Annotated in this window: 9 protein-coding genes and 1 pseudogene; 6 read left to right on the top strand and 4 right to left on the bottom strand. The window is 72.5% G+C overall.

Annotated features, from left to right (window positions below; translation table 11 throughout):
- Both H0488_RS08055 and H0488_RS08050 read left to right on the top strand, forming a co-directional pair.
- A pseudogene (locus H0488_RS08055) lies at positions 1-355 on the top strand (hypothetical protein); the annotation flags it as partial.
- Between the two features lie 262 nt (positions 356-617).
- On the top strand, positions 618-2021 hold the full coding sequence (locus tag H0488_RS08050; RefSeq protein WP_183098765.1) for an extracellular solute-binding protein: 1404 nt from the start codon (positions 618-620) through the stop codon (positions 2019-2021).
- On the opposite strand, the gene H0488_RS08045 is transcribed toward H0488_RS08050, so the two are convergent.
- The gene (locus H0488_RS08045; protein ID WP_183098764.1) at positions 2018-3382 is read right to left on the bottom strand and encodes an HRDC domain-containing protein; all 1365 of its coding nucleotides are present in this window, start codon (positions 3380-3382) and stop codon (positions 2018-2020) included. The genes H0488_RS08050 and H0488_RS08045 overlap by 4 nt on opposite strands.
- A complete protein-coding gene (locus H0488_RS08040) occupies positions 3382-3996 on the bottom strand; it encodes a DUF3000 domain-containing protein (protein ID WP_183098763.1) in 615 nt (204 codons plus the stop codon). The genes H0488_RS08045 and H0488_RS08040 overlap by 1 nt, the downstream gene beginning before the upstream one ends.
- A 118-nt stretch (positions 3997-4114) precedes the next feature.
- On the opposite strand from H0488_RS08040, the gene hemE reads away from it, so the two are divergent.
- Both hemE and H0488_RS08030 read left to right on the top strand, forming a co-directional pair.
- Complete coding sequence (gene hemE, locus H0488_RS08035; protein WP_183098762.1) at positions 4115-5170, top strand: uroporphyrinogen decarboxylase; 1056 nt, start codon at positions 4115-4117, stop codon at positions 5168-5170.
- Positions 5171-5238: 68 nt separating this feature from the next.
- The gene (locus H0488_RS08030; protein ID WP_183098761.1) at positions 5239-5706 is read left to right on the top strand and encodes a DUF4189 domain-containing protein; all 468 of its coding nucleotides are present in this window, start codon (positions 5239-5241) and stop codon (positions 5704-5706) included.
- Here H0488_RS08030 and H0488_RS08025 read toward each other — a convergent pair.
- A complete protein-coding gene (locus H0488_RS08025) occupies positions 5699-6505 on the bottom strand; it encodes an NYN domain-containing protein (protein WP_183098760.1) in 807 nt (268 codons plus the stop codon). The two genes, H0488_RS08030 and H0488_RS08025, sit on opposite strands and share 8 nt — an antisense overlap.
- 139 nt (positions 6506-6644) lie before the next feature.
- Here H0488_RS08025 and H0488_RS08020 point away from each other — a divergent pair, with 139 nt between their 5' ends.
- Positions 6645-7205 (top strand): hypothetical protein, encoded by a 561-nt coding sequence (locus H0488_RS08020; protein ID WP_183098759.1) that lies wholly within the window; start codon positions 6645-6647, stop codon positions 7203-7205.
- Here H0488_RS08020 and H0488_RS08015 read toward each other — a convergent pair.
- The gene (locus tag H0488_RS08015) at positions 7189-10167 is read right to left on the bottom strand and encodes an adenylate/guanylate cyclase domain-containing protein (protein ID WP_183098758.1); all 2979 of its coding nucleotides are present in this window, start codon (positions 10165-10167) and stop codon (positions 7189-7191) included. The genes H0488_RS08020 and H0488_RS08015 overlap by 17 nt on opposite strands.
- Before the next feature lie 74 nt (positions 10168-10241).
- Between H0488_RS08015 and H0488_RS23985 the strand changes: the two genes are divergently transcribed.
- Positions 10242-11052, top strand: an 811-nt coding sequence (locus H0488_RS23985; RefSeq protein ID WP_246371619.1) for a protoporphyrinogen/coproporphyrinogen oxidase, incomplete at its 3' end; no start/stop codon positions are given.

Here is an 11052-nt window from a genome sequence, read left to right as displayed (position 1 = left end):
CGGCTGCCTGTGGCGGCTCTACCTGCTCCGGTCGTGGGTCTACGCCGACCCGGCGGCGGTCGCCCGCGAGTACGAAGCCGGCCGCGACGCCGCCCAGGTCGCCCGGGTGGTGGCCGGCGTCGCCGACCCGCCCGGTCCCGACGAGCTGCGCTCGATGATCGACGCGGTCCTGCGCGGCATCGCCGGCGGTGACTTCGCCGACGTCCTGTTCCGCGCCGCCGCGTTCGCCCGGGTCGTCGCGACCGGCCGGGCGGCCCTGCCCGGCACCAGCTACGACGCCGTACGACGCATGCTCGGCCTCGCCGAGCAGCTCGAGTCGGCTGCGCACGTCGAGCTCGAACGTGGGCTGGGCTGACCACCTGCCTGACCACCTGCCTGGTCATTGCGGCTGATCAAGTGCGCCGGGCCGGGAGCGCCTCACGGCGCGTGGCCGCTCGGAGCGGCTGAATTTGGGACCCGGGGCTGCCGCGACCCGGCGCACTCAAGGGTTGAGTTTAGGGGACGGTCGGTGATGTGCGCTGCATTCCGGACCCCTCGCACATATCGATGGGCGTTCGGGCCCTACCGCTGGGTAGGGTGGGCGGCCGGCACGACAACCAGGGGAGAGACCGCAACCGATGTTCAGCTTGGGGCGCTTCGACTGGCGCACGCTTGTCGCCGTGGTCGTCGTGGCGGTGAGCGTCGTGGTGGCGATGCTCCTCTACTCCGACGGCGACGGGCCGACGCGCAACAACGGCGGCGGCACCCCCTCGACCCCGTCGAGCGGCATGGCGCGTCTGGTGTTCGCGGTGTGGGGCAACGAGACGGAGGTCGCGGCCTATCGCGACGTCGTCACCGCCTACAACCTGGAGTCCGAGGTCGTCGACGTCCATGTCGAGGCGTGGCCCGATGCGTCCTCGATGCTGGCCGACATCAGGTCGGGCGAGGTCACCCCGGACCTCTACCTGCTGCCCCGCGACGAGCTGGCCGAGACCCTGGAGGCCGAACGCAACCGGCCGCTGCTCGACCTGCTCGACGCCCGCGGCGTGGCGTTCGGCGACGAGTTCGCCCGCGACGCGATCTCGGCCTTCTCGGCCGACGACAACCTCCAGTGCATGCCCTACGCCAGCTCGCCGATGGTCATCTACTACAACACCGACCTGATCGACTTCGAGCGGATGGCGGCCCGCGAGCTGCCGGTCCCGCCGGAGGACAAGGAGTTCTGGACGCTGGAGATGTTCCGGGCCGCGGCCGAGTTCGCGACCCGGCCGCGCAAGGACTCCAAGGGCGTCTACATCCAACCGACACTGAGGGGCATGGCGCCGTTCGTGTACGCCGGCGGCGGCCAGCTCTTCGACGACGACGAGGACCCGAAGTCGCTCGCGCTGGCCGACGAGGACTCGGCCGACTCGCTCCGCCAGACGCTCGAGGTGCTGCGCGACCCGACGATCACCCTCACCAACCGGCAGGTCATCGAGAAGTCGGCCCTGGAGTGGTTCCAGGAGGGTCGGCTCGGGATGATCGCCGGCTTCCGTGACCTGACGCCGGTCCTGCGCCAGACCCCCGACCTCAACTTCGACGTGATGCCGATGCCCGAGCTCGACGACGACGCCACCGTCGGCGACCTCACCGGCGTTTGTGTCGCCGAGGGGCCGCAGGAGCGGGTGGCGCAGTCGGCCGACTTCCTCGTCCACCTGCTGAGCGACGAGGCCGTCACCACCATGGCCGCGACCGGGTCCATCATGCCGACCAAGATCGACATCGCGTTCTCCGACGCCTTCCTGCAGCCAGGGCTGGAGCCGACGAACGCCCGCGCGTTCGTCAACTCCACCCGTTCGATCGTGCTGCCGCCGCTGATCGACACCTGGCCCGAGCTGGAGGCTGCGGTCGACCCCGATCTGCAGCGGCTGCTCACCCAGCCCCTGCTCGAGGACCTCGACGCCGATCTCGAGACGATCGACGAGAAGTCGAAGGCGGTGCTCGATCCGGAGGAGCCCGAGGAGCCGAGCGAGTCGCCCGGCCCGACCGACGAGTCCTCCTAGGAGACGTCCTCGTCGGCTTCTTCCGGCTCTTCGGCCGGTGTCGCCTGCTTCGCCTGCTTGGCCTGCTTGGCCTGCTTGGCCTGCTTGATCTTCGCGTCGGCGTCGATCACCGCCCGCGCGAGCGCCGACGCCGTGAGTCCGATCTGCCAGCTCCGCGACCCGAGGGCCCGCAGCTGGTCGATGATCTGCTCGAGGAGCTCGACGGGGTCGCGGGTGGCCGGCGGCTCCCACATCACCCGGCGCAGGTGGTCGGGGGTGAGCAGGTTCTCGGCCGGCAGCTGGTGCTGCTCGGCGAGGGCGGCGACCGCGGCCCGCGCCAGCTCGAGCCGACGTGCGGCGACCGGGCTCTTCTCGGCCCAGGCGCGCGGCGCCGGTGGGCCGTCGGTGCGGGGGGTGCGGGTGGGCAGGTCCGCCTCGTCCATCTCGGCGGCCGCCTTGATCGCGTCCAGCCAGAGCGGCGCGAAGCGGGAGGCGCCGCGTCCGTGGAAACCCGGTGTGGACATCAACGCGCCGCGGTTGGTCGGCATCGCGGTCGCCGCGGCGACGATCGCCGAGTCGGGGATCAACCGCCCGGGCGTCACGTCGCGCTCGCGGGCGAGCTGGTCGCGGGCCTCCCACAGGGCGCGGACCGCGCCGAGCGCGCGGCGTCCGCGCACCTTGTGCAGCCCGGAGGTACGACGCCACGCGTCGACCCGGACGGTCGGCTCGAACGAGCGCAGGTTGTCGAACTCCTGGCGGGCCCAGTCGTCCTTGCCGGCCTCGACGAGCTGGTCGGCGAGCAGGTGACGCAGCTCGACCAGCACCTCGACGTCGAGTGCGGCGTACTCGAGCCAGGGCTCGGGCAGGGGACGGGTCGACCAGTCGACCGCCGAGTGCTCCTTCTTCATCCGGGCGCCGAGCAGGGTCTCGACCAGGGTCGCCAGCCCGACCCGCGGGTAGTTGAGCAGCCGCCCGGCGAGCTCGGTGTCGAAGAGCGCGGCCGGGGTGAGACCGACGTCGGCCAGGCAGGGGAGGTCCTGGGTCGCGGCGTGCAGGATCCATTCGTCCTCGCCGATCGCCTCCTGCAGCGGCGCGAGCGACGACAACGGGATCGGGTCGATCAGGGCGGTGCCGGCGCCCTCGCGGCGGATCTGGATCAGGTAGGCGCGGTTGGAGTAGCGGTAGCCCGACGCCCGCTCGGCGTCGATCGCGACCGGGCCACTGCCGGCGGCCAGCTGGACGACGTACTCGGCCAGGGCCTCGTCGGTGTCGATCACCGGCGGCAGACCGTCGGCGAGGGCGAGCAGCTCGACCTCGACCTCGACCTCAGGCTCGGCTGGCTCGGTTGGCTCAGCCGGCTCGGCGGGCTCGGAGTCCGGCATCAGAGGGCGGTGCCTCGCTGACCACGTCGCGACGGCATCACCGCGACTCCGTCCGGCACCGGCTCGAGGCCGCCGGCCGTGCAGAGCAGCTCTCCCCACGCCTCGACGTGGGCCGCGAGCTCGGGCGCATCGGTCGGTGTCCAGGAGGCCCGGACCTCGAGCTGCGCGGAGCCGCCGTCACCCGCCATCGAGCCGTAGCTCTCCGTGGCGACCCGGGTCACCGTGCCCGAGAGGGCCGTGTGCTCCGCCCCGTGCGAGGTGAGCGCCTCGGTCAGCCAGGTCCAGCCGACGTCGGTCAGCATCGGGTCGGTCGCGAGCGCGTGGTCGATCTCGGCGCGGCAGTAGGCGACGCAGCGGAAGGTACCGTCCCAGGCGTCGTTGCCCGCCGGGTCGTGGAGCACCACGATCCGGCCGGTCGCGACCTCGTCGCCGTCGAGGGTCACGTCGGCCGACAGGGCGGTGGCGTAGGGGGCGATCCGCTGGGGCGCGGGCATCTCCTCGCAGAAGATCTCGGGTCGCAGCACCGCCCGACGCATGCTCGCCACAGCAGCGGTGAACTCCGGGGGCTCCCCGGCAGCGCCAGACCCCTGGTGCGTCTCCTGGCGAGCGACCATGAAGCCACCATAGGAGACTCCGGCGGGTTCGGAACCGCGGCACGCCGCCCTGAGCGACCCCACGCGGGGGCCACGCGGATGTGCGCGCGCGAGGACGACCTGAGAACCTGTGAGGGATATGGGCGAGCCACACGACCTCAGCGACAGCGCATTCCTCAAGGCAGTGCGCGGTGAGCCGGTGCCGCACACCCCCGTGTGGTTCATGCGTCAGGCGGGCCGCTCGCTGCCGGAGTACCTCGCGCTGCGCGAGGGCACCGGCATGCTCGAGTCCTGCATGAACGCGGAGATGGTCACCGAGATCACCCTCCAGCCGGTGCGCCGGTACGGCGTCGACGCGGCCATCTTCTTCTCCGACATCGTGCTGCCGCTGAAGGCCGTCGGCGTCGACCTCGACATCAAGCCGGGCGTCGGGCCGGTCGTCGCCAACCCGGTCCGGACCCTCGCCGACGTCGAGGCGATCCCCGACCTCACGCCCGAGCACGTCCCGTTCATCACCGCCGCGGTCCGCACGCTCGTCGGCGAGCTGGCCGGGATCAACGGCGGCACGCCGCTGATCGGCTTCGCCGGAGCACCCTTCACGGTCGCGTCGTATCTCGTCGAGGGCGGACCGTCGAAGGAGCACGCGAAGACCAAGGCCCTGATGTTCGGCGCGCCCGACGTCTGGGACGCGCTGATGCGCAAGATCGCCGGCATCTCGGCGGCGTTCCTCGAGGTGCAGGTCGCGGCCGGTGCGTCCGCCGTCCAGCTGTTCGACTCGTGGGCCGGCGCGCTGACCCCCGGTGACTACGAGCAGTTCGTGATGCCCCACTCGGCCCGGGTGCTCGCTCGCGTGGGCGAGCTCGGCGTCCCGCGCATCCACTTCGGTGTCGGTACGACGAACCTGCTCGCCCTGATGGGTGAGGCCGGCGCCGACGTGGTCGGTGTCGACTGGCGCACGCCGCTCGCGACGGCGATCCCGATGGTCGGCGACCGGGCCGTCCAGGGCAACCTCGACCCGACGCTGGTCTTCGCCCCGACCGACGTGATGACCGCCCGTGCCGCCGAGATCATCGAGGCCGGCCGGGCCGCCCGCGGTCACGTGTTCAACCTCGGCCACGGCGTGATCCCGTCGACCGACCCCGACCAGCTCGCCCGGCTGACCGAGTTCGTCCAGTCCTACCCGCTCGACAACTAGTCGGTCGGGCAGCCGGTCGGGTAGCCGGTCGGGCTGCGGCCGGTCCCGGCACGTCGTACGGTCGGGTCATGGGTTGGTGGAGGAGCATCGCGGCGGGCGCCTGCGTCGTCGTGACGGTGGTGGCGATCGCGCTGCTCGGGTCGAGCCTGGGCGGCTCGCCGGGCGAGGAACGTGCCGACGACGACCGTCCGGCAGCATCGCGCGGCCGGACCACCTACGCCGCGATCGCGTTCAACCGCACCGACCGGAAGGTCGGCTTCGGCTACCAGTTCTCGGACCGCTCCGGCGCCGAGGCCCGGGCGCTGCAGGAGTGCCGTCGCCGCTCATCGGCCCCTGCCGACTGCCAGGTCATCGCCTGGGTGGGCGACGGGTGCGTGGCCGTGGCACGCGCGCTGCGCAGCCACGGCACGGTCTCCCAGGTGACCTGGGGGATCGGCGCGACGTGCAACAGCGCCCAGGCGACGGCGCTCCGCAACGCGACCCGGCCGTCGTCCGTTCGGGTCGCCGTGCACTCCCGCGCCGGGGCGGTCAGGTAGTGCGGCGCCGCCGCGTCGTGGCCTTCTTCGCGGCGGGTTCCTTGGTGCCCGACTCCTTGGCGCCCGACTCCTTGGCCGCCTTCTTCGCGGGCGCCCGGGACTTGAGGCTGACCTGCATCGCGCTGCCGCTGCCGGTGACGGTGAGGTAGGTCTGCGCCTGCACCAGCGCGGACAGCTTCGGGAAGCCGTAGAGACGCGGGTCGAAGGACGCGCTCTGCGACCGCAGGTAGTTGCTGAGCGAGCTGAGCCCGACGGTGCCGTCGTCCTGCGAGGTGCTCGTGATCGCCCGGGTCAGCAGGCTCTGCAGGTTCGGCAGCGGCGGTTCGTCGGACGCAGGCTCGTCGGACGCGCCGCGCGGCTCGGAGCCCAGCACCTCCAGGTAGATGAACCGGTCACAGGCCGCCACCAGCGACGCCGGCGTCTTGCGGAGCCCGAGGCCGTAGACCGTCTTGCCGGACTCGCGCAGCCGGGTGGCCAGCCGGGTGAAGTCGCTGTCGCTCGACACCAGCGCGAACGCGTCGAGGTTGCCGGAGTAGAGCAGGTCCATCGCGTCGATGATGAGCATCGAGTCGGTGGCGTTCTTGCCCGTCGTGTAGGCGAACTGCTGCACCGGCACGATCGCGTGCTGGTTGAGCTCGCTCTTCCAGCCGCCGAGCTGGGGCGTCGTCCAGTCGCCATAAGCGCGCTTGACGGTGGCGACGCCGTACGTCGCGAGCTCGTCGAGCAGGGCGCTGGCGTGCTTCGGGGACGTGTTGTCGGCGTCGATCAGGACAGCCAGGCGCGCGTTGGAGGTCGACATGCGGCCCATCATGCCGCCGACGAGTGTGACCGGCGTCATCGCCCGCGCTCGGCGCATAGGGTTTTCCCCGTTTCGGCGAGGAGGCGGCGGCGGCCACGCTCGGACAACGAAACGACCTCCCTCCAGAAGCGAGAACGCCATGAAGCACACACGCCTCCGCGCCGCGGTGTTGTCGGCCGTCGCCGTCGTCACCGCCGGTCTGCTCAACGCCACCACGGCAGCGCCGGCCAGGGCTGCCGAGGGTGAGACCTGCATGGACCCGATCATCAGCGGCACGATCAGCCGGGTGGTGGGCGAGAGCGCCACCATCTTCAAGCCGATCTACGCCGAGTTCAAGCAGTCCGGGTTCACCTCCGCCAGCTGCCCGACCACCTTCACCGACTACCGGTACCGGATCACGTTCACCTACGACGGCCGCACGGTGTCGGCGTACAACACCGAGCTCCAGCCCGTCTACACCCGCACTGCGGGTGGCTTCGTGCGCACCGGCACCAAGATCGTCTTCCCGACCCTGCGGCTGAGCTTCGCGGGCTACAAGAACGCGACGATCACGGTCACGTCCGGCTCGAAGTCGAGCTTCTCGTCGGTGTGGTGCCGCAGCAACGAGGAGACCTACGACTCGCAGATCCTCGCCGAGCAGTGGAGCGGCTACGACACCGTCACGGGCGTCCCGCGGGCCCGCATCAACGCGTGTCCCTGATCTCCGCCATCAGGTCGCGCACCTCGTCCTCGAACTGGGTGCCGGCCACCAAGGGCTCCGCAGCCAACGCATCCGCCTCGGCGGCCCCACGGTCGCCGAGGCGGAGCTGTGCGACGCCGCGGGTGTGCAGGATCGCGCCGATGATCCCCGAGAGCTGACCCTCCTCCGCGAGAGTCAGGGCTCGCGTGGCGACCCGTACGGCGAGCCCGACCTCACCGGTCTCGACCAGGGCGTTGGCGAGGTTGTTGCGCGACGCCACCCGGTGGAACGTGTGCCGCATCCGGTCGCTGTGGGTGACCGCGTCGCGGGTGTAGCGCAGCTCGAGGTCGGACCGGCCAGCCTCCCCGGCGACGGCACCGAGGTGCAGCAGGCACGAGAGCACCTCCTCGGCGACGCCCTGGCTGCGGGCGAGCCGCAGCGCGCTCTCCAGGATCTCGATGGCCTCCTCGTGCCGGTCCTGCTGCGACCGCACCCAGCCCAGGTTGCGCTGCCCGTGGACGAGCGCGGCGGTGTCCCCGGCCTCGGCGAGCACCGAGAGCGCAGGGAGCAGGACCGCCTCGGCGTTGTCGGGATCGGAGCGTTGGATCAGGCAGTACGCACGCACCAGGTCCTGTCGGGCTTCCGACGCCGCGTCGACGCCGGGCAGGAGGGCCTCGAGCGACGCGTCGATCCGACCGAGTGACGCCAGGGCTGCGGCCTTCTCCCAGCTCAGGCGGACCCGCATCGGCTCGTCGACGCCGTCGCTCATGATGACCTCGTCGGCGATCGCCACCACGTCGTCGTACCGACCCAGGCGGCGCAGCGACCCGATCAGCCCGCGGTAGGCGACCGGGCCCGCCCCGAGAGAGATCGCCTCCCGGAAGTGCGGCTCGGCCTCGTCGTACCGGCCCAGCAGCTCGAGCAGCTCGCCGGTGGTCACCAGGCGGCCGGGGAGCGCGGTCCGGCGTTCGGGCTCGACGTCGGGGGATCGCCGCAGCTCGAGGTCGCGGTAGAGGTGCAGCAGGGCCTCGTCGTGCGCACCGCGGGTGAGCGCGTCCTCCGCAGCGCGCTCGAGCGCGGCGAGCGCCCGCGCGCCGGCGCCGGCGAGGTAGAGGTGCCGGGCCAGGAAGCCCGGCAGCTGGTCGTCCGGGACGCACCGCTGGGCCACGGCTGCGGCTGCGAGGTGGAGGCGGCGACGTCGCGCGCGAGGCGTCCGCGAGTACGCCGTGCTCATCACCAGGGCGTGGACGAAGTCGGCGTCGGTGAGCATCCGCGCCTCACGCAACCCGGTGAGAGCCGCGGGCAGCTCCGCGGACGGCTCGCCCAGCTCGGCAGCGACCTCCACCACGAGCCGCTCGGCGACCGGGGATCCCAGCGCCGCCGCGATCGTCAGCGCGCGCTCCTCGGCAGCCGGCAGGGCGTCGATCCGGGCGCCGATCAGACCCTCCACGCTGTCCGGCACCAGGTCGAGAGCCTGCGCCAGACCCGCGGCAGCCGTGACCAGGACGTCGCCGTCCACGAGCGAGACCAGGCCGCGGTCGCGAAGAGCGAGGGCGAGCTCGACGACGTAGAGCGGGTTGCCGCCCGAGCGCCGCGCGACCTCGGCGACCAGGTCGTCCGGCGGCGCGCCGCCGAGCAGGTCGCCGACCAGCGCGCCGACGGCGTCGTCATCCAGCGGTCCGAGCTCGAGGAGGGTCAGCTCGGCCGCCGCCGGCACCCGCTCCCGCGACGTCGCGACGACGAGCACGTCCGCATCGCCGGCATTGAAGTCACCGGCGTTGAAGAGGACGTCGTCGAGCAGGTCGAGGGACGGCCGGTCGGCCCAGTGGAGGTCTTCCAGCACCACCACGCAGGGCGCGGCGGCCACGAGCAGCCGGGCCACGTCGCGGGCGACCACGTCACGGCGGACCGCCGGCGGCAGGAGGTCGAGGTCGTCGTCGAGATCGCGCCCGAGCAGGATCCGGAGGCCGTCCTCGATCGGACCCTCGGTCAGCGGGGCGAGGGCGTGCGCCCAGGGACGGTAGGAGCGGTCCTTCTCGTTGGGGGCGCACCCGCCCTCGTACCAGGTCCGGTCGGAGCGTGCCCTGGCCTCCTGCAGGAGCCGGCTCTTGCCGGTGCCGGCATCGGCGACGACCGCCATGCCGCGCGCCGGTCCCGGCGCGAGGGCAGCGGCGACCGCGGCCAGCTCGGCGTCGCGGCCGTGCACCCGCTCGGTGCGCGCGACCCGCCGCAGCACGTGCCGCTCGAGGGGGCCGACCAGGCGGTACGCCGGCAGCGGCTCGGTCCGGCCCTTCACCTGCAGCGGCCCGACGTCGACGTACTCGTAGTCGTCGAGGGTGAGGCGGTAGGTCGTCTCACCCACGACGAGCCCCCCGGGCGGCGCGCTCGACTGCAACCGCTGCGCCATGTTCACCGAGTTGCCGAGGATGTTGTAGTCGGTCCGGATGTCGCCGGCGACCAGCCTGGCCATGACGGCGCCGGTGTCGACGCCGATCCGCAAGGTGAGGTCGGCCGCCTCCTTCGGTGCGGCAGCCAACAGCGCCGGGAACTCCTCGAGCATCTCGTGGGCGCAGCGCACCGCGCGGACGGCGTCGTCCTCGTGGGCGGTCGGAGCGCCGAAGTAGCAGAGCACGGCGTCGCCCGCGAACGCCCCGACGTGTCCCTCGCCCCGCTTCACGATCCGCACCAGGCCGGCCAGGATCGGGTCGACGACCATCGCGAGGGTCTCGGGGTCCAGCCGGCCGGCGAGCGACGTGAAGCCCGACAGGTCGGCGAAGAGCGCGCTGACGAGTCGGCGCTCCTCCGGGAGGCGACCACCGTGCTCGATCAGCTCCGCGCGCAGCTGCTCGCCGACGAGGGCGCGCACCACGTCGTCGACCTCGGCCCCACCATCGGCCGCGGACGAGCGCTCAGCGCCGCAGTGACCGCAGAAGGCGAAGGTGTCCGGCACCGCGGAGCCGCAGGCGACGCACGACCACTCCACGGTCGCAGAGTAGGCGAGACGGGTCTCGGGTGCACCGCAGATCGGCGTTCTGTCACGCTGTTCCCGTGGCACGGATGATCGTGGTCGGCGGTGGGATCAGCGGGCTGACCGCTGCCCGCGACCTGGCCGACGCAGGTTTCGACGTACTTCTCCTCGAGGCGACCGACGAGCTCGGCGGCAAGCTCCGGCGCGGTGTCGTCGCCGGGATCACCGTCGACGTCGGCGCCGAGGCGATGATCAACCGCCGACCCGAGGGGATCGAGCTCGCGACGGAGGTCGGACTGCCGCTCACCCACCCGACCGGGGCGACCTCGCGGATCTGGACGCGGGGTGCGCTGCGGCCGCTCCCGCGGACGTTGATGGGCGCGCCGCTCGACCTCGACCAGCTCGACGAGAGCGGCATCCTCTCGCCCGAGGGGGCGCGCCGCGCTCGCGAGCAGCAGGTCCCGCACGTCGACGGCGACGTCTCGGTCGGCGACCTGGTCGCGGAGCGGTACGGCGACGAGGTGGTCGATCGGCTGGTCGAGCCGCTCCTCGGCGGGGTCTATGCCGGGCATGCCCGCGCCATCTCGGCCCGAGCCGCGATCCCGCAGATGGTCGACCTGCTCACCCGCGAGCAGGTCGCCGTGCCCGACGGTCCCGCGACGGCTTCCTCCCCGGTGTTCGCGGGGATCCCGGGCGGCATGTGGCAGCTCCCGGACGCGATCGCCGCCGCGCTCACCGCGACCGGCCGGGTCGACATCCGGCGCGACGTGGTGGTGCGGGAGCTGCGCCGTACCCCGGAGGGCTTCGAGGTCGTCACCGACCAGCTCGGGGTGCGCGGCGTCGAGGCCGGCGACGGCGTCGTGCTCGCGACCCCGGCAGCGCCGACCGCCAAGCTGCTCG

This window comes from Nocardioides pelophilus, from assembly GCF_014180685.1.
Classification (GTDB): Bacteria; Actinomycetota; Actinomycetes; order Propionibacteriales; family Nocardioidaceae; genus Nocardioides; species Nocardioides pelophilus.
The sequence above is the reverse complement of the archived record's forward strand: the minus strand, read 5'-3'. Positions and strand labels throughout refer to the sequence as shown.